17 protein-coding genes and 1 pseudogene are annotated in these 18,257 nt (G+C 71.6%); 3 read left to right on the plus strand and 15 right to left on the minus strand.

Annotated features, from left to right (window positions below; all coding sequences use genetic code 11):
* Positions 1-56 precede the first annotated feature (56 nt).
* The 10 genes from ACE3Q2_RS07195 to ccmA are packed head-to-tail and all read right to left on the minus strand — an operon-like array spanning position 57 to position 7,782.
* Positions 57-1,169, minus strand: a complete 1,113-nt coding sequence (locus ACE3Q2_RS07195; RefSeq protein ID WP_231694089.1) for a homoserine O-acetyltransferase — start codon at positions 1,167-1,169, stop codon at positions 57-59.
* Positions 1,166-2,167 carry a tetratricopeptide repeat protein gene (locus ACE3Q2_RS07200; protein WP_374473551.1) on the minus strand — a complete coding sequence of 334 codons (1,002 nt, stop codon included), beginning with the start codon at positions 2,165-2,167 and terminating at the stop codon, positions 1,166-1,168. The genes ACE3Q2_RS07195 and ACE3Q2_RS07200 overlap by 4 nt, the downstream gene beginning before the upstream one ends.
* Positions 2,167-2,592 carry a cytochrome c-type biogenesis protein gene (locus ACE3Q2_RS07205; RefSeq protein WP_374473552.1) on the minus strand — a complete coding sequence of 142 codons (426 nt, stop codon included), beginning with the start codon at positions 2,590-2,592 and terminating at the stop codon, positions 2,167-2,169. Before ACE3Q2_RS07205 ends, ACE3Q2_RS07200 begins: the two co-directional genes overlap by 1 nt.
* Positions 2,589-3,122 carry a DsbE family thiol:disulfide interchange protein gene (locus ACE3Q2_RS07210; RefSeq protein WP_231694087.1) on the minus strand — a complete coding sequence of 178 codons (534 nt, stop codon included), beginning with the start codon at positions 3,120-3,122 and terminating at the stop codon, positions 2,589-2,591. Before ACE3Q2_RS07210 ends, ACE3Q2_RS07205 begins: the two co-directional genes overlap by 4 nt.
* Positions 3,119-5,056: a heme lyase CcmF/NrfE family subunit gene (locus tag ACE3Q2_RS07215; protein WP_374473553.1), complete on the minus strand. Its 1,938-nt coding sequence runs from the start codon at positions 5,054-5,056 to the stop codon at positions 3,119-3,121. The genes ACE3Q2_RS07210 and ACE3Q2_RS07215 overlap by 4 nt, the downstream gene beginning before the upstream one ends.
* Positions 5,057-5,530 (minus strand): cytochrome c maturation protein CcmE, encoded by a 474-nt coding sequence (gene ccmE / locus ACE3Q2_RS07220; RefSeq protein ID WP_374473579.1) that lies wholly within the window; start codon positions 5,528-5,530, stop codon positions 5,057-5,059.
* Entirely contained in the window at positions 5,530-5,688 is a 159-nt protein-coding gene (locus ACE3Q2_RS07225; protein WP_231694084.1) for a heme exporter protein CcmD, read from the minus strand. The genes ccmE and ACE3Q2_RS07225 overlap by 1 nt, the downstream gene beginning before the upstream one ends.
* A complete protein-coding gene (gene ccmC / locus ACE3Q2_RS07230; protein ID WP_374473554.1) occupies positions 5,685-6,434 on the minus strand; it encodes a heme ABC transporter permease CcmC in 750 nt (249 codons plus the stop codon). The genes ACE3Q2_RS07225 and ccmC overlap by 4 nt, the downstream gene beginning before the upstream one ends.
* 17 nt (positions 6,435-6,451) lie before the next feature.
* Positions 6,452-7,135 (minus strand): heme exporter protein CcmB, encoded by a 684-nt coding sequence (gene ccmB, locus ACE3Q2_RS07235; RefSeq protein ID WP_231694083.1) that lies wholly within the window; start codon positions 7,133-7,135, stop codon positions 6,452-6,454.
* On the minus strand, positions 7,132-7,782 hold the full coding sequence (gene ccmA, locus ACE3Q2_RS07240) for a heme ABC exporter ATP-binding protein CcmA (protein WP_231694082.1): 651 nt from the start codon (positions 7,780-7,782) through the stop codon (positions 7,132-7,134). Before ccmA ends, ccmB begins: the two co-directional genes overlap by 4 nt.
* A gap of 137 nt (positions 7,783-7,919) precedes the next feature.
* Between ccmA and ACE3Q2_RS07245 the strand changes: the two genes are divergently transcribed.
* Genes ACE3Q2_RS07245 through ACE3Q2_RS07255 form a run of 3 tightly spaced genes read left to right on the plus strand, consistent with a single transcriptional unit; the run spans position 7,920 to position 13,532 of the window.
* Positions 7,920-11,561, plus strand: a complete 3,642-nt coding sequence (locus ACE3Q2_RS07245) for a S8 family serine peptidase (protein WP_231694081.1) — start codon at positions 7,920-7,922, stop codon at positions 11,559-11,561.
* A 19-nt stretch (positions 11,562-11,580) separates the two neighbouring features.
* Positions 11,581-12,729, plus strand: coding sequence for a pyridoxal phosphate-dependent aminotransferase (locus ACE3Q2_RS07250; protein ID WP_374473555.1), 1,149 nt, complete (start codon positions 11,581-11,583; stop codon positions 12,727-12,729).
* 2 nt (positions 12,730-12,731) lie between these two features.
* Positions 12,732-13,532 (plus strand): amidohydrolase, encoded by an 801-nt coding sequence (locus tag ACE3Q2_RS07255; RefSeq protein WP_374473580.1) that lies wholly within the window; start codon positions 12,732-12,734, stop codon positions 13,530-13,532.
* 1 nt (position 13,533) lies between these two features.
* Here ACE3Q2_RS07255 and ACE3Q2_RS07260 read toward each other — a convergent pair whose 3' ends face one another.
* From ACE3Q2_RS07260 to ACE3Q2_RS07280, 5 genes and pseudogenes are all read right to left on the minus strand, one after another.
* The gene (locus tag ACE3Q2_RS07260; protein WP_374473556.1) at positions 13,534-14,295 is read right to left on the minus strand and encodes a class I SAM-dependent methyltransferase; all 762 of its coding nucleotides are present in this window, start codon (positions 14,293-14,295) and stop codon (positions 13,534-13,536) included.
* Between the two features lie 3 nt (positions 14,296-14,298).
* Complete coding sequence (rluB, locus tag ACE3Q2_RS07265) at positions 14,299-15,903, minus strand: 23S rRNA pseudouridine(2605) synthase RluB (RefSeq protein ID WP_374473557.1); 1,605 nt, start codon at positions 15,901-15,903, stop codon at positions 14,299-14,301.
* Positions 15,904-15,985: 82 nt separating this feature from the next.
* Positions 15,986-16,631, minus strand: a pseudogene (scpB, locus tag ACE3Q2_RS07270) (SMC-Scp complex subunit ScpB); the annotation flags it as partial.
* 18 nt (positions 16,632-16,649) lie between these two features.
* Positions 16,650-17,552 carry a ScpA family protein gene (locus tag ACE3Q2_RS07275; RefSeq protein WP_374473558.1) on the minus strand — a complete coding sequence of 301 codons (903 nt, stop codon included), beginning with the start codon at positions 17,550-17,552 and terminating at the stop codon, positions 16,650-16,652.
* A gap of 66 nt (positions 17,553-17,618) precedes the next feature.
* Positions 17,619-18,230: an L-threonylcarbamoyladenylate synthase gene (locus ACE3Q2_RS07280; RefSeq protein ID WP_374473559.1), complete on the minus strand. Its 612-nt coding sequence runs from the start codon at positions 18,228-18,230 to the stop codon at positions 17,619-17,621.
* Between the last annotated feature and the right edge of the window lie 27 nt (positions 18,231-18,257).

Below are 18,257 nucleotides of genomic sequence, written 5' to 3' on the forward strand. Positions count from 1 at the left end.
AGGTTCACTTATTGGCGGCGATAGCCGCCAATAAGTGAACCTGACCCCGTTTCTTTTCAGAGCCCGGCGAGGAAACCGCCGATGGCGGGGCCGAAGCGGGCGATGTCGACCAGGAAGGCGTCGTGCCCCTGCGGCGATTCCAGCGCCAGGAACCGGGCGTCGGCGCCGCCGGCACGCAGGCCGTCGGCCACCTGCTCCTGCTGCTGCAGCGGGAACAGGATGTCGGTGTGCACGCCGATGGCCAGCGCCTTTTCCACGCGGATGGACGCCAGGCCCTTCATCACGTCGCCGCCGCCGTATTCGGCCGCGTCGAACCAGTCCATCGAGCGGCTCAGGTACAGGTAGCAGTTGGGGTCGAAGGTGCGCACGAAGCGGCGCGCGTGGCCCTCGAGGTAGCGCTCGACCTCGAACTCCAGACCGAAGGGGTCGTCCTCGCGGCATTCGCTGTCGAGCCGCACGCGGCCGAAGCGGCCGTCCCACTCCATGGCCGAACGGTAGGTGACCACGCCCAGCTTGCGGGCGATGCGCATGCCGTTCTCGGGGTAGGCGTGGTCGTCGTAGTGGCCCTGGTTCCAGTTCGGGTCGAGCCGGATGGCCTCGCGCTGCAGCGAGCGGATGGCGATCGAGAAAGGCAGGGCCTGGGCGCTGCCCGACACGTTCACGTGCGAACGCGCGCCGCCCGGGAACAGCAGCAGGTAGGCCAGCGCGCTCATGCCGCCCATGGAGTTGCCGATGACGCAGGCGAGGGTGCCGATGCCCAGCGCCTCGACCACCACCTTCGCCGCGCGCGCGCCGTCCTCGATGGACAGGTCGGGGAAATCGAGGCGGTAGGGCCGCCCGGTGGCGGGGTCCACCGACGCGGCGCCGGTGCTGCCCTTGCAGCTGCCCAGCGAATTCACGCAGACGACGAACCAGCGGTCGGTGTCGATGGGCTTGCCGGGGCCGAGCATGGCTTCCCACCAGCCGGGTTCGGGGTTGGCCTCGTTCGCCGCGGCGTGCGCGTTCGGCGACAGCCCGGTGAGGATGAGCACGGCGTTGTCGCGCGCCGCGTTGAGCCGGCCCCAGGTTTCGTAGGCCATGCGCGCGCCGGCGAGGGCGCCGCCGCGCTTGAACGGGAAGGGACTGGGCAGGTCGACGAAGCGGGTGCCGGGGGGAACGGTTTCGGTCATTCCACCACTTTACCAATCACCAGCGTCGCCGCGGCGCCGTCGGCCACCGCCAGCTCCACCGGCCCGGCTTCCAGGTCGCCCGGGGCCGCGCCGGCGTCGCCGGACTTCGACACACGCGCCATCAGCCGCACCTTCGCCTGCATGGACAGCTTCTGCGCCGGCATCAGGCCGTCGGCGTCGGAGAGCGTGAGCTGCAGCGGGAAACCCGCGGCGGGCAGCCGCTTCACCGCCACCGGAAGGCCGGCGCCGTCGGTGGTGCGGGCGAACACGAACAGGGTGTCGCCTTCGGCCACCCGTGCGGCCAGCGCCGGCGCGAGCTCGACGGTGACCGACAGCGCGGGGCCGGCGGCGGCCGGCTCCGGCTCGGCCAGCGGCGGCAGGCCGGCCTGCTCGCGCGCCATGGCCAGCTGCGGGCGCAGGGCCTCGGCCGTCTGCGGGTCCACCAGCGGCAGCAGTCGGCCCCAGTAGTCCGCGGCTTCGGCCGGCTGGCCGGCCTGCAGGCGCTGGGCGCCGAGGTAGAACAGGCCGCGCTGGTGGTTCGGCTGGCGCTCGACCGCGCGCTCGAGCAGTTCCACCGCCTTGGCGGGGAAGCGGCCGTCCTCGGCGGCGCGCATCAGCGCGTCGGCGTATTCGATCATCAGGTCCGGTTCGTCGGGCAGCAGCGCCTGCGCCCTGGCGAAGGCTTCCACGGCCTGCGGCCAGGCTTCCTGCGAGGCGCGGCTGCGACCCAGCAGCACCCAGCCCTCCACGCTGCCGGGTTCGTCGGCGAGCTTGCGTTCGAGCTGCGCGATGGCCTGGTCGAGCGTCTTCGGTGTTTCCACCAGCGCCGGGTCGAGCGCGTCGGGCGTGCCCAGCAGCGCGTACAGGCCGGCGGTGCCGCCCAGCAGAGCCAGCGCCAGCGCCAGGGCGGTGCCCCTGGCGTCCTTCCACAGCGGGCGCAGCACGAAGGCCAGCACGCCCACCACCAAGGCCAGCGAGGCCAGCAGCAAGTCGCCCATCACCACTCCTGCCCGTCTTCGGACGGGGCGGCCGCCGGGGCCTGGGCGGCGCGCCGGCGCACCACCACCACCACGGCGGCAAGGCCACCCAGCAGCACCAGGCCCGGGCCGAACCACAGCAACCAGGTGGCGGGCCGCACGGGCGGGTTGTAAAGCACGAATTCGCTGTAGCGCGCGACCAGGTAGTCCTTGATCTCGCGGTCGCTCTTGCCCTCGCGCATCAGTTCCAGCACCTGCAGGCGCAGGTCGTGGGCGATCTGGGCATTGGAGTCGGCCAGCGACTGGTTCTGGCACATCACGCAGCGCAGCTCGGCGCTGAGCGCGCGGAAGCGGGCTTCCTCGGCGTCGTCGCGGAACACGATGGGGTCCATGGCGCCGGCGGCGGCCGAGAGCAGCATCAGCAGGGCGAACAGCCAGGCCTTCATTCCAGCGTCTCCAGCGCGGGCAGCAGCTGCTGCTGCACCACCTCGGGCGTGAGCGGGCCGACGAACTTCCAGCGGATCACGCCCTGCGCGTCCACCAGGAAGGTTTCCGGCGCGCCGTAGATGCCCCAGTCGAGCGCGGCGCGGCCGTCCTGGTCGGCGATGACCAGCGAATAGGGGTTTCCGAACTGCTGCAGCCAGCGCTGCGCGTCTTCGGGTTCGTCCTTGTAGTCGTAGCCGACGACCTTGATGCGGCCGCTCTGGGCGAGTTCGGTGATCACCGGGTGCTCGTCGCGGCAGGCCGGGCACCAGCTGCCCCAGACATTGAGCAGGTAGGGCTCGCCGCGCAGGTCTTCGTTGGTGACCAGGCGGCCGGGTTCGCCCAGCACCGGCAGCGAGAACGCCGGGGCCGGCTTGCCCACCAGCGGCGAGGGGATGGCGCTGGTGTCCTTGCCGGAATTGCGCAGCACGCCCAGGCCCAGCAGCACGGCAAGCAGCGCGAACGCGAGCAGCGGCAGCAGGCGCTTGATCATGCCGGCGCCCCCGCATTCACCGGCCGGCGGAAGCGCCGGTCGAACACCACCACGAAGCCGCCCAAGGCCATCAGCAGCGAACCCAGCCAGATCAGGCGGATCCAGGGCTTCACGTACAGGCGCAGGGCCCAGGTGCCCTGTTCGTCGAGCGGTTCGCCCAGCGCCACGTACAGGTCGCGCGTCAGGCCGCCGTCGAGCGCGGCCTCGGTCATCACCTGGCCGCCAGCGGCGTAGGCGCGTTTTTCCGGGTGCAGGGTGGCGATCTCGCGGCCGTCGCGGCGCACCACCACCGTGCCGTAATCGGCCAGGTAGTTCGGGCCCTGGCGCTTTTCCACGCCTTCGAAATGGAAGTCATGGCCGCGCAGTTCGAAGTGCTGGCCGGGGCGCGCGGCCACGTCCTTCTCGATGCTGGTGCTTTCGGTGATGAACACGCCCGCCACGAACACGGCGATGCCGGCGTGCGCGAGCAGCATGCCCACCATCTCGGCGGTGAAGCGCTGTCCCTGGCTGGTCGATTTCAGGCGCTGCCAGGCGAAGCGCGCGGTGCCGGCCAGCACCCAGGCCGCGCCCAGCAGGCCGAACGCGGTCTTGGCGGTGCCATGCGGCCAGGCGAAGAAGGTGATGACGGCTACGACGCCCGCCAGCACCGCCCACGGCGCCAGCCAGCGCAGCGGCTGCGAGAGGTCCTCGCGCTGCCAGCGGGTGAGCGGGCCGAAGGGCACCAGGGCCACCAGCGGCGCCATCAGCAGCACGAACAGCAGGCCGAAGTAGGGCGGGCCGACCGAGATCTTGCCGAGGTCCAGCGCCTCGGCCAGCAGCGGGTACAGCGTGCCCAGCAGGATCATCGCCGCGGCGGCGGTGAGCAGCAGGTTGTTGGCCAGCAGGAAGGTTTCGCGCGAGGCGGCGGCGAAGGGCTTGCCGGTTTCCATCTTCGGCGCGCGCAGGGCGTAGAGCAGCAGCGAGCCGCCGATAACCACCACCAGGAAGGCCAGGATGAACATGCCGCGCTCGGGGTCCGAGGCGAAGGCGTGCACGCTGGTCAGCACGCCCGAGCGCACCAGGAAGGTGCCGAGCAGCGAGAGCGAGAATGCCGCGATGGCCAGCAGCAGGGTCCAGCCGCGGAAGCTGCCGCGCTTCTCGGTGACGGCCTGCGAATGCAGCAGCGCCGCGCCCACCAGCCAGGGCATGAAGCTGGCGTTCTCGACCGGGTCCCAGAACCACCAGCCGCCCCAGCCCAGCTCGTAGTAGGCCCAGAAGCTGCCGAGCGCGATGCCCAGCGTCAGGAAGGCCCAGGCCACGTTGGTCCACGGCCGGCTCCAGCGCACCCACTGCGCGTCGACCTTGCCGTCGATCAGCGCCGCCACCGCGAACGCGAACGCCACCGCGAAGCCCACGTAGCCGGTGTAGAGCAGGGGCGGGTGGAAGATCATGCCCGGGTCCTGCAGCAGCGGGTTCATGTCGCGGCCCTCGGCCACGGCCGGCAGCAGGCGCTCGAACGGGTTCGAGGTGAACAGCGTGAAGGCCAGGAAGCCCACCGCGATCATGCCCATCACCGCCAGCACGCGCGCCACCACGGGCATCGGCAGTGCCTTGGAGAAACGCGCCACCAGCGCCGTCCACAGCACCAGGAACCACAGCCACAGCAGCAGCGAGCCTTCGTGCGCGCTCCACACCGCGGTCAGCTGGTAGGCCCGCGGCAGCAGCGAATTCGAGTTCTGGGCCACGTAGGCCACCGAGAAGTCGTGCTGCAGGAAGGCCCAGGTGAGCAGGGCGTACGACACCGACACCACCGCCAGCAGCGCGTACGACAGCGGCCGCGCCGTGGCCATCCAGGGAGCCAGGCCGCGCTGGGCGCCCAGCAGCGGCAGCACCGACAGCGCCAGCGCCAGCAAGAGGGCCAGCGCCAGGCTCACCAATCCGAGTTCGGGCAGCACCTAGTAGGCTCCCTGGCCGTCGGGCTTGGCCTTGTCGTCCACCTTGTGCTTCTGGTGCGCCTTGCCCATGGCCTCGGCCACTTCGCGCGGCATGTACTGCTCGTCGTGCTTGGCCAGCACCTGGGTGGCGATGAATTCGTCGCCCTGGCGGCGGCCGGTGGCGATGACGGCCTGGTTCTCGCGGAACAGGTCCGGCAGGATGCCTTCGTAATGGGCGGTCATCACCGCGTCGCCGTCGGTGACGCCGAAGCTGACCTTGAGCGTGCCTTCCTCGCGCCTGAGGCTGTCCTTCGCGACCATGCCGCCCAGGCGGAACACGGCCTGGTCGGCGGCTTCGCCGGCATAGACCTGGCTGGGCGTGTACAGGTAGGTGATGTTCTCGCGCAGGGCCAGGGTGACCAGGCCGGCGGCGACCGCGGAAGCGGCCACCAGGCCCAGCACCAGCCACAGGCGGCGCTTGCGGGTGGGGTGCATCATTCGACGACTCCGGTGTTGCGGCTGGCCTCGCGGCGGGCGCGCTGCACGATGTTGCGGCGGGCCCGCGCCAGGCGGATGCGCGGCGCCAGGAAATCCCAGGCCAGGTAGGCGGCGAACACTGCGTAGGCGCCTACGACGTACTCGAGGTAGCTCATCGCGGCACCCCCGCGGCGGCGCGGGCCCAGTCCTTGCCGGACTCGCGCTCGAGGTTGTCGGCGCGCGCGCGCTGCAGCAGCGAGCCGAAGAACCAGAACTTGGTGGCCAGCACCATCACCCACAGCGGCCAGGCCATGGAGGCGTCCATGGTGGATTCACCGAAGAGCTTGATGGTGGCGCCCTGGTGCAGCGAGTTCCACCACTCCACCGAGTAGCGGATCACCGGCAGCAGAGCCACGCCGACGATGGCCAGGAAGCCGGCGGCGCGCGCGGCGGCGCGGCGGTCCTCGATGGCGGCGTTGAGGCCGATCACGCCCAGGTACAGGAAGAGCAGCACCAGTTCGGAGGTGAGGCGCGGGTCCCAGTCCCACCAGGTGCCCCACATGGGCTTGCCCCAGATGGAACCGGTAGCCAGGGTGACGGCGGTGAACAGCGCGCCGATGGGCGCGCAGGCCATGGCCAGGATCTCGCAGAGCTTGATGCGCCAGATGAGCGCGATGCCGGCGTAGATGGCCATCAGCCCGTACACGAACAGGCTCATCCAGGCCGCCGGCACGTGGATGTAGAGGATTCGGTAGCTGTCGCCCTGCTGGTAGTCGGCGGGCACCACGAACAGCGCGCCGTAGATGCCGATGGCCATGCCCAGCAGGCCCAGGCCGAAGCCCCAGGGCGCCCAGCGCGCGGCGAAGCGGTCGAAGGTCGGCGGCGAACCGAGTTGGTGGAACCAGAGCAGGACGGGATTCACGGCGTTGGCGTCGTCGGTCAGGTCAGGGCGATACGGATCGCCGCGGCGGCGGCGAGCGGGGCAAGCACCAGGGCGAGGACCAGGCCGGCCGCCAGCAGCAGCAGCGCACCGGCCCAGGGAAGGCCCTGTGCGGCGGCCATCACGCTGCCGGCGCCGAACACCAGCACTGGCAGGAACAGCGGCAGCGCCAGCAGGGCCAGAAGCATACCAGAGCGCCGTATCCCGACCGTGAGCGCCGCCACCACCGCGCCCAGCAGGCTCAGCAGCGGCGTCCCCAGCGCCAACGAGACCATCAGCACGGGCAGGAGTTCCCCGGGCAGGAACAGGAATTCCGCCAGCAGCGGCGCCACCAGCACGAGGGGCAGGGCGGTGGTGGCCCAGTGCACGGCCACGCGCACCGCCAGCAGCCAGGCCAGGGGCACCGGCGCCAGCAGCATCTGTTCGAGGCTGCCGTCTTCCAGGTCGCCGCGGTAGAGCGAATCGAGCGTGAGCAGGCCGGCCAGCAGCACCGCCACCCAGAGCACGCCGGGCGCGATCTTCGCCAGTTGCTGCGGGTCCGAGCCCAGGGCCAGCGGGAACAGCGCCACCACCATCAGGGCGAACAGCAGCGGCTGGGCGGCGTCGCCGCGGCGGCGCCAGACCAGGCGCAGGTCGCGGCGCGCCTGCGCCTGCGCGGCGGCGAGCAGCGAGGGCGCCCTCACGCGGTCCTCCGGGACGGGCCCAGTTCCAGCGTGCGCACCGGCACCGGCGGCGCCGCGTAGGCGCCGTGGGTGGTCAGCAGCACCGCGCCGCCGCGGGCCACCTGGCCCTGGATCAGCCGGTTCACCAGCGCGATGCCGTCGAGGTCGAGGTTGGCGTAGGGCTCGTCGAGCAGCCACAGCGGCGCCGACTGCAGGCGCAGCCGGGCCAGGCCCAGGCGCTTGTTCTGGCCGGCCGAGAGGCGCCGGGCCGGGGTGTCTTCGTAGCCCGCCAGGCCGACGTCGGCCAGGGCCTGCTCGAGGTCGGCGGGGGCGCCGCCGTTGAGCGCCTGGGCGAACTGCAGGTTTTCCAGCGTGCCCAGTTCACCTTTGTGACCGGGCAGGTGGCCCAGGTAGGCGCTGCCGCGGGCCAGGTGGTGCCGGTCCACCGGGCGGCCCTGCAGCCGCACTTCGCCGCCGCTGGCGTCGAGCAGGCCGGCCAGCACGCGCAGCAGGGTGGTCTTGCCGGCGCCGTTGCCGCCCAGCACCAGCAGGGCTTCCCCGGGGCGCAGTTCGAAGTCGAGCGGACCGAACACCGGCTCCTCGTTGCGCGAGAACGCCAGCCCGCGGGCTTGCAGCAGCGGGGCGTCGGCGGGCTCGGAGGGCTTCATGGCGCGGGAATGCTACCGACTCGCTTCAATCAGTGTCCATGACGCTCGTCAATCACCTTTGACGCCCTCTTTGTTTGAGATTCACACCCGTGTCGGTGAGAATCGGGAACTTCGTTCATCTGCAGGACAGCCAGACCATGCGTGCAACCCCCCTCATGCTCGCGATCGCCCTCGGACTGGGCCTCGCCGCGCCCGCGCAGGACGCGCTGGCCCGTCCCGAAGCCGCGGTGGAGAAGCGCTCGGAAGCGCTGTCGCGCTGGATCGTGGTGTTCGAGGAGCCGGCGGCCGGCAGCTTCCGCGGCTTCCAGCCCGGCGACGGCCGCCGCCCGAAGCTGGCGCCCACCAGCCCGGTCGCCACCGGCGCCCGCAAGTACGACGCCCGCAGCGTCGAAGCCACCGCCTACCTGGACTACCTGGCCGAGCTGCGCCGCGCGCGCCTGGCCGAGGCCTCGGCCCTGCTGGGCCGGACGCTGGAACCGCAATACGTCTACCAGCACGCCATGAACGGCGTCGCGCTCGACCTGACCGCCGGCGAAGCCGCGCGCCTGCGCGGCGTGCCGGGCGTCGAGGCGGTGCGCCCGGACTTCAAGCGCTACTTGCAAACCCAGTACGGCCCGGCCTGGATCAACGCCGACGACGTGTGGAGCGGCGCCGCCACCGGCACCGCGCGCCGCGGCGAGGGCATGGTGGTCGGCGTGATCGACTCGGGCATCAACCGCAGCCACGTCGCCTTCTCCGGCACCGGTTTCACCAACCCGCTGGGCAGCTACAAGGGCTACTGCGCCGGCACGCCCGCGGCCTGCAACAACAAGCTGATCGGCCTGTGGGACTTCACCATCGGCAACTCGGGCCTGGGCGAGGCGGCCGACACCGACGGCCACGGCACCCACGTGGCGGCCACCGCCGCCGGCAACGCCTACCTCACCAACTACACCGGCGTGGCGCCGCGCGCCAACATCATCGCCTACAAGGGTTGCCCCGACGACAGCGAAGGCTGCGATGGCTCCGCGCTGATCCGTTCCATCGACCAGGCGGTGGCCGACGGCGTGGACGTCATCAACTATTCCATCGGCGGCGGCAGCGAAGATCCCTGGGCCTACATCGGCCAGGCGCCGTACAACGACACCGAGGCCTTCCTGGGCGCGCGCGAGGCCGGCGTGGTGGTGGCGGTCGCGGCCGGCAACGACGGCCCGAACCCGGGCACGGTGACCAACCCGGGCAACTCGCCCTGGACCTTCGGCGTCGCCGCGGCCTCCTCCAACCGCAATGGCAACATCGCCGCCGACATCCTGGCCAGCTTCAGCGGCCGCGGCCCGGTCGTGCCGCTGAGTGTGCTCAAGCCCGACATCACCGCGCCGGGCGTGACCATCACCGCCGCGTACATCGGCAGTTCGACCGCCATCGCCACCCTCAACGGCACCTCGATGGCGACGCCGCACGTCGCCGGCGCCGCGGCCCTGCTCAAGTCCACCAATCCGTCGATGACGGCCGACCAGGTCATGTCGGCGCTGAGCCTGACGGCGCAGCCGGTGGTGCGCTCGGGCGTTCCCTTCGCCAACCCGCACGAGCAGGGCGCCGGCCGCGTGGACGTGGCCCTGGCGGCCCGCGCCGGCCTTTACATGGAAGTGCCGGCGGGCAGCTTCCGCAACGCGCGCGCGGCCGTGTTCACGGGCGGCGCCGAGTCCCTGAACCTGCCGACGATGACGCACGCGGGCTGCTTCCAGAGCTGCCAGCTCACCCGCAGCTTCAAGCTGATGCCCGGCGCCAACCCGGCCAGCTACACGGTGCAGGCCCAGCTTTCGGGCGGCGCCACGATCACGCCGGGAACGGCCAGCTTCGTTTCCAGCGCCCAGGGCACCGCCGTCACCTTCGACATCAACGTGAGCGCGGCCGGCCTGCCCGGCACCTGGGTCTACGGCGCGGTGACGCTGGTCAACACCAGTGGCGACGGCCGTCCCAACCTGCGCCTGCCGGTGGCGGTGTACGCCTCGCCGGTGGCGAGCGAAGGCGGCGTGCCGGCCGAGGTGGCCATCGACGCCAGCCGCGAGCGTGGCTACGCCGACGTGGCGCTGGACGCGCTGCTGCCGCTGCCCAATGCCCGCTTCCTGATGACCGACCTGGCGGTACCCGCCACCTCGGTGCGCAACATCACGGTCGACCCCACCAACACCGACATCTACGACGACGTCACCAGCAACTACTACGAGACCTTCACCATCCCGGCCGGCGCCGGCGTGCGCCACCGCGTGAGCGTTTCCACCCGCGCCGCGGCGCCGGACATCGACCTGTTCGTGGGCCGCGACATCGACAACGACGGCCGCCCGGACGAGTCCGAGGAGCTGTGCCGCTCGACGACCGCGGCGTCCAACGAGGACTGCGAGTTCACCGTCAACGGCGCCGCGGCCGCGCAGACCTACTGGCTGATGGCGCAGAACTGGTCCGGCGCCGGCAGCAACGTCACCGTCTCGCGCACGGTCATCGCGGCGGTGCCGGGCACCGGCGGCGCGCTGGTGGCCACCGGCCCGGGCAACGTGCCCGCCGACACGCCGTTCGCGGTCCGCATCGGCTACGACGTGCCGGCCCTGGCGGCCGGTGAGGAACGCCGTGCGCTGCTCCTGGTCGAGGCCGCACCGGGCGAGCGCGTGATCGAGGTGCCGGTGCGCCTGGTGCGCACCACCAGCACGCTGGCGCCGTTCGCGCTGTCGGCGGGCGTGGCGCGCAACGTGCGCCTGGCCCCGGGCGCGGCGCATGACACCCTGGTGTTCGACGTGCCGGCCAACGCCACCTCGGTCACCTTCCGCACCCAGGGCACCGGTTCGGTGTCGCTGTACGCCGCGCGCGTGGCCAGCCCGGGCGCGCCCGTGGTGGCGCCGGCCCCGGCCCGCGACGCGCCGGGCGTGCTCTCGGCCACCGCCGCGGGCGCCAACCAGGTGCTCACCGTCTCCGGCGGCAGCCTGCAGCCGGGCCGCTGGTACGTCACCCCGGTCAACACCGGCGGCGGCGTGGCCGAGGTCGCGGTCAGCGCCACCATCGACGCCACCAGCGCGCCGCTGGTGGTGCGCGGCGGCTCCTACTACGCGCCCGCCCGCGGCGGCCACGGCATCTTCATGTACCCGGCCGGCGCCGAGCGCGCGGTGCTCTGGTACACGTATTTCCAGGACGGCACGCCCACCTGGTACTACATGCAGGCGCCGCAGCCGGGCGACAACGGCAGCTGGAGCACGCCGATCTACCGCGCGGCCTGGAACGGCAGCGCCAACCACCTTGTGCAGGTGGGCAACGCGGTGATGACCGCGGTCACCGACAAGCAGTTCTCGTTCGCCTACAACCTCGACGGTTTCACCGGCGTCGAGTCCATGGACGCCTTCCTGACCGGCTGCCCGAGCGTGGGCGGCCAGCCGCTCGACAGCAGCGCCAACTGGTTCGACCCGGCCCGCGCCGGCAGCGGCTACAGCGTGCAGGTGCACCCGGGCTACGAGTTCATCGCCGCCTTCATCTACGACAACCTGGGCGTGCCGCGCTTCCTGGCGGCCGAGCGCGGCGGGGCCTTCAATACCGGCAACAACCCGGTGCAGCTCGACCAGCTGCAGGGCTTCGCGCCGCTGGGGGCCTACTCGGCGCCGGTGCGCACGGCGGTGGGCACGGTGTCGCGCCAGTACGGCGCCACCGCCATCACCGGCATCACGCTCGACGCCACCTTCGCCAACGGCGTCGCCGGCGGCTGGAACGTGGCCGACAGCGTGGTGCCGCTGGGCAGCACCCAGGGCTGCGCGCCCTGAGCCCGGCCAAGGAAAACCGATGACCCCCGAAACCAAGCTGCCCAAGGTCGGCACCACCATCTTCACCGTGATGTCCCAGCTGGCGCTGGAGCATCGCGCGGTGAACCTGGGCCAGGGCTTCCCCGATTTCCCGGTGCCGCAGCGGCTGGTCGATGAACTCGCCCGCGCCATGGCCGAGGGCAAGAACCAGTACGCGCCCATGACCGGCATCCCGGCGCTGCGCCAGGCCATCGCCGCCAAGACCGCGCGCTGCTACGGCCGCGCGGTGGACGCCGACGCCGAGGTCACGGTCACCTCCGGCGCCAGCGAGGCCATCTTCGACGCCGTGCTGGCGGTGGTGCGGCCGGGCGAGGAAGTCATCGTGCTCGACCCGTGTTACGACTGCTACGAGCCGGCCATCGACCTGGCCGGCGCGAAAGCCGTGCACGTGCCGCTCGACCCGGTCGATTTCTCGGTGGACTGGCAGCGCGTGCGCGACGCCATCACCCCGCGCACGCGGATGCTGATGATCAACAGCCCGCACAACCCCTCGGGCGCCATGCTGGGCCCGCAGGACATGGCGGTGCTGGCCGACATCCTGCGCGGCAGCCAGGTGCTGCTGCTGTCGGACGAGGTGTACGAACACATCATCTTCGACGGCGTGCGGCACGAGAGCGTGCTGCGCTACCCCGAGCTGGCCGAGCGCGCCTTCGTGGTGTCGAGCTTCGGCAAGACCTACCACTGCACCGGCTGGAAGGTGGGCTACGTGGTGGCGCCGCCGGCGCTGAGCGCCGAGTTCCGCAAGGTGCACCAGTACAACACCTTCTGCACCTTCGCCCCGGCGCAGTGGGCGTTCGCCGCTATGATCGAGCAGGAGCCGGAGCACTACGAGCAGCTCGGCGCCTTCTACCAGGCCAAGCGCGACCGATTCCGCGGGCAGCTCGGCCGTACCCGGCTCAAGCCGCTGCCGGTGCCGGGCGGCTATTTCCAGCTGGTCGACTATTCCGCCGTCAGCGACCTGCCCGACGCCGAGTTCTGCCGCTGGCTCACCATCGAGAAGGGCGTGGCGGCGATCCCGCTGTCGCCGTTCTACGAAACGCCGCCGGCGGGCCAGCGCCTGGCGCGGCTGTGCTTCGCCAAGGTCGAGCCCACGCTCGACGCCGCCATCGAACGCCTGGAAAAGCTGTGAGCCTGCCCGACCTGCGCGTTTCCCTGGTGCAGGGCGACACCGCCTGGCACGACCCGGCCGCCAACCGCGCGCGCTACGGCGCCGCGCTCGCGCCGCTGGCCGGCCACACCGACCTGGTGGTGCTTCCGGAAACCTTCACCTCGGGTTTCAGCAACGAGGCCCTGGCCTCGGCCGAAACCATGGAAGGGCCCACCGTGGCCTGGCTGCGCGAGCAGGCCGCCGCGCTCGGCGCCGTGGTCACCGGCAGCGTGCAGCTGCGGGTGGGCGAGGGCGTCTACAACCGCCTGCTCTGGGCCACGCCCGACGGCGCGCTGCACCACTACGACAAGCGCCACCTGTTCCGCATGGCGCGCGAACACGAACGTTACGCCGCGGGCAAGGACCCGATCACGGTCGAGCTGAAAGGCTGGCGCGTGCGCCCGCTGGTCTGCTACGACCTGCGCTTCCCGGTGTTCATCCGCAACCGCTTCGGCGCCGAGGCCGAAGGCCGCTTCGACTACGACCTGCTGCTGTTCGTGGCGAACTGGCCGGCCGCGCGCCGTTACGCCTGGAGCACGCTGCTGCGCGCCCGCGCCATCGAGAACCTGAGCTACGTGGTGGGCGTGAACCGCGCCGGCACCGACGGCAACGGCATCGCCTACAGCGGCGACAGCGCCGCGCTGGACTTCCTGGGCATGCCGCTGGTGGAGCTGGGCGAACAGCCGCAGGTGGCCACCACCGTGCTTTCGGGCGCGAAGCTGGCCGAGCACCGCGAGCGTTTCCCGGCCCAGCTCGACGCCGACCGGTTCACGCTGCTCGACTGACTCAGGCGGTCGCCGCCACCATCACGCGCTTGCCGTGCGCGAGCTGCTCGTAGCCGCCCGCCGGCACCGGCAGCACCTGCGCGTGGCGGAAGCCGACCTTGCGCAGGATCCACAGCAGCGCCTCGAGGCTGGGCACCAGGCAGATGCCGGTGGTCGAGGTCTCGGGGCCGTGGGTTTCGTCGGTTTCATCGACGATGGCGAAGCTGCCCATCAGCGGCTTCACGAAGGTGTGGTGGCCGTAGTCGATGGCGCCCGAGAGCCCGGGCGCGACCTGGGTTTCGATGAGGCACAGGCCGCCCTCGGCGGTGAGCGCGCGCGCCGTGCGAAGGGCGCCCACCGGGTTTTCCAGGTGGTAGATGAGCCCCAGGCAGAGCACCAGGTCGAAGCGGCCGTCGCGGGCCGGGTCGAGCGAATGCACGTCGGCCTGGCGGAAGCGCAGGGCCTCGTGGCCGCAGGCCTCGGCGACGAGCCGGGCGTCGTCCACGTGCTGTTGGCGGGCGTCCACGCCCAGCACGTCGGTGATGCCCAGCGCCGGCAGCTGCTGCGCGAACCAGCCTTCGTGGCAGGCGAGGTCGATGGCTTTCACGCCAGGCCTTGCCGGTGAACCGAAGTGCCCGGCCACCGCCGCCTGCAGCATCTGCAGGCGGGTCTGGTGGATCAGCGCGACCTCGGGGCTGACGTAGGTTTCCGTCACCGCGCCGGAGGCGAGGCGGAACGGATAGAACCATTGGCGCGCCAGGCAGCGCGCTTCCAGGCGGGTCATCTATCAGTCGTCCGAGGGCAGGCCTTCGGGACGCTTGGGCTTGAAGCCGCGCGGGCCGCCACCGGGACGCGGACCACCGCCGCCACCCGGGCGCGCGCCACCGCCGCCACCGCCGGGCTTGCGCGGACCGCCGCCGCCCGGCTTGCGCGGGCCGGCATAGGGGCTGTCGCCGCGCTGGCCGCCGGGCTTGCCGCCGCGGTTTTCATACGGGCGGCCGGCGCCCTGCGGACGCGGGCCCGCCGGCTTGCCCGGGCGCTGGCCACGCGGCGGCGCCACCTTCGAGCCGGTTTCCACGCCCTCGGGCACGTACCAGCTGCGGAAGGCCGCCGGGTTGGAGTTCTCGTGGGCGCCGTGGTGCGTGGGCTGGGCGTCGCCGCGCGGGCCGCGCGGCTTCTTGTTGAAGCCGCCGGCGCCGGCCGGCTTGTTGCCACGCGGGCCGTCGATGCGGTTGCCGAAGTTGTCGTCGCGCGGGCCGCCCTGCGGCTTGCCGCGGAAGGGCTTGCCACCGGCGCCGGCGCGGGCCGGACGCGCGCCTGCCGGGGCGTCGGTGCCCATCGGGCCGCTGAAGGGCTTGGCGGGACCACGCTTGCCCTTGCCCGCGAACGGCTTGCCGGCGCCGCTACCCGGGCGGCCACGGCCGCGGCCGCGCGGCTCTTCGCGCACGTGGTCGAAGCGGCGCAGCTCGCGCGCCTCGTCGTCGATGGAGCCGTTGACGTAGGACGCCTGCTTGCGGTCCTTGCCGACGCGGATCTCGGTGGGGCGCGACTTGCGCTGGCCGATCACCGGCTGCAGCGTGAGCACCGGCGGGTTGTTCTCGAGCTGGAACTGGGCGCGCAGCTTCTGCACCTCGGCCTGCGGCAGCTCCTCGCAGTGGCCGCGCTTGAGCAGGCGGGGCAGGGGGATGGAACCGTAGCGCACGCGCTTGAGGCGGCTCACCTGGTAACCCTGGGATTCCCACAGGCGGCGCACCTCGCGGTTGCGGCCTTCCGACAGCACCACGCGGAACCAGGCGTGCGAGTCGGAGCTGCCGATGCGCTCGATCTCGTCGAACTTGGCCGGGCCGTCGTCGAGCGCCACGCCGCGCGCCAGGCGGTCGACCACCGCGTCGGGCACTTCGCCGTGGATGCGGCAGACGTACTCGCGCTGGATGTTGCTAGACGGGTGCATCAGCGCATTGGCGAGCTCGCCGTCGGTGGTCAGCAGCAGCAGGCCGGTGGTGTTGATGTCCAGGCGGCCCACCGCGATCCAGCGGGCGCCCTTCAGGCGCGGCAGCGCCTCGAACACGGTCGCGCGGCCCTCGGGGTCTTCGCGCGTGGTCACTTCGCCTTCGGGCTTGTTGTACAGCAGCACGCTGGCCGGCTCGGTCAACGCGGTGGCCACGAAGGTCTTGCCGTCGATGTCGATGCGGTCGCCGCCCTTCACCGACTGGCCGGTCTGGGCGACCTCGCCGTTGACCTTCACCAGGCCCTGGGCGATGCGTTCCTCGAGGGCGCGGCGCGAGCCGAGGCCGGCCTGCGCGAGCACCTTGTGCAGGCGCTCCTCGATCTTGGTGGAAGAGTTGTCGCTGCCTTTCGCCTTCAGGGAAAGGACTTTGCGGGTGTCGCTCATTGCGTTTGCTCCGGCGCGGCGTCGTCGCCGGCCTCATCGGTGGAAAGGGCGGTCGTCGTCTCGACGGCGTCGTCGTGTTCTTCGGTGTCTTCGGCCTCGTCGCCGGCTTCGCCGGTGGCGTCGGCCAGGTCATGGGCCATCGCGGCGTTCGCCACGCCGGCCGGCGGCAGGGTGTCGAAGGGCAGCTGCGGCTCGAGCTCGGGGATGTCCTTGAGCTCGGCCAGCGGCGGCAGTTCGTCCAGGCTCTTGAGCCCGAAGTAGTCGAGGAAGGCCTTGGTGGTGCCGAACAGCGCCGGCTTGCCGGGCACGTCGCGGTGGCCGACCACGCGGATCCACTCGCGCTCCTCGAGCTGCTTGATGGTGTTGGTGTTCACCGCCACGCCGCGGATCTGCTCGATCTCGCCGCGGGTGATCGGCTGGCGGTAGGCGATGAGCGCGAGGGTTTCGAGCGTGGCGCGGGTGTACTTGGTCTGGCGCTCGGTCCACAGGCGCGCCACCCAGGCGTGCACGTCGGCCTTGACCTGGAAGCGGAAGCCCGAGGCCACCTCGACCAGCTCGACGCCGCGGTGCGCGCCTTCTTCCTGCAGCTCGGCGATGGCCTGCTCGATGCCGCCGGCCGGCGCGGGCTCGTCCTCGGGGAACAGGCCGGCCAGCTGGGCCAGGGTGAGGGGCTGCGGGGCGGCCAGCAGGGCGGCCTCGACGATCTGTCGGATCAGGGTCTGGTCCATGGACTCGCGGTTCGTGGGTTAGTCGTTCGGCGCGTCGGCGCCGTCCGAGGTCGGTTCCGGGAGGTCGTCCTCGCCGGGGCCTTCGCCCGCGGCCAGCGACTTCACGTAGATCGGCGCCAGCGGCGCCTCCTGCACGATCTCCAGCAGCTGCTCCTTGGCGAGCTCGAGGATCGACAGGAAGGTGACCACCACGCCCAGCCGGCCTTCCTCTGGGCTGAACAGGGTCTCGAAGCCGTGGAACTGGCGGTCCGAGAGCCGGCTGAGCACCTCGCCCATGCGCTGGCGCACGCTCAGCGCCTCGCGCCGGATGGCGTGGTGGGTGTAGAGCTCGGCGCGCTTGAGCACGTCGCGCAGGGCCATGAGCATTTCGCGCAGGTCCACCGGCGGCGGCTGGCGCGACACGGTGCGGTCGGGCACGTGGGCGCTGGCCAGGCTGGTGTCGCGGTCGAGGCGGTCGAGCTGGTCGATGTCCTCGGCGGCCTTCTTGAAGCGCTCGTACTCCTGCAGGCGGCGCACCAGCTCGGCGCGCGGGTCGGCCTCCAGGCCTTCCTCCGCCGGCGGGCGCGGCAGCAGCATGCGCGACTTGATCTCGGCCAGGATGGCGGCCATGACCAGGTATTCGGCCGCCAGCTCGAAGCGCAGGTCCTGCATCACCCCGATGTAGTCGACGTACTGCCGGGTGATCTCGGCGACGGGGATGTCCAGGATGTCCAGGTTCTGGCGGCGGATCAGGTAGAGCAGCAGGTCGAGCGGGCCCTCGAAGGCCTCGAGGATGACCTCGAGCGCGTCCGGCGGGATGTACAGGTCCTGCGGCATCTGCAGCACCGGCTGGCCCTTGAACACCGCCAGCGGCATTTCCTGCTGCTGGGGCTGGGCCGGGAAGGCCGGGCGCTCGGTTTCGGGCGCGGCGGGTTCGCTCATCGAAGGCTCGTGCAAAGGTTCGTGGCTCTCATCGAGCGGGGGCCCCTCCGGCCCGGAATGTCGGTGTCACAGCGCCACGGGGTGGAAGCCCTGGCGCACGACCACGGGTTCGTCGCCCGTGCAATCCACGATGCTGGTCGGGCCGGGCTCGCAGTCCTCGGCGTCCAGCATCACGTCAACCCAACGCAACCACCGGTCGGCCACTTCGCCGGCCTCGTGGCTGTTCGGATGTTCTTCGTCCGGCAGCACCAGGCTGGTGGACAACAGGGGTTCCCCGATGGACTCCAGCAGCATCCGGGTCACGCCGTGGTCGGGCAGGCGGATGCCGATGTCCCGGCGCTTGCTGCGACCCGCGTTCTTGATGCGCTTGGGTAAATCCGGGGAGGCCGGCAGGATGAACGTGCATGGCCCCGGGGTCAGCGATCGCATCAGCCGGAAGGCCCGATCGTCGAGCCGGGCCAGGCGGCCGGCCTCACTCAATTGCCGACAGAGTAAGGTGAAAGGGTGCCGGCTGTCCAGTTCGCGCAGGCGCTGCACGCGCTCCTCGGCCTCCCGGGACTCCAGGGCCCAGGCCAGCGAATAGCCCGCGTCGGTGGGCACCAGGGCCAGCCCGCCGGCCTTCAGGATGGCCACCGCCTTGTCCACGAGGCGCTGCTGCGGGGTGACCGGATGGAGCATCAAGCGTTCTGCCATGCCTGATTGTGC

This window comes from Arenimonas sp. (assembly GCF_041913985.1).
In the GTDB taxonomy this organism is placed as follows: Bacteria; Pseudomonadota; Gammaproteobacteria; order Xanthomonadales; family Xanthomonadaceae; genus Arenimonas.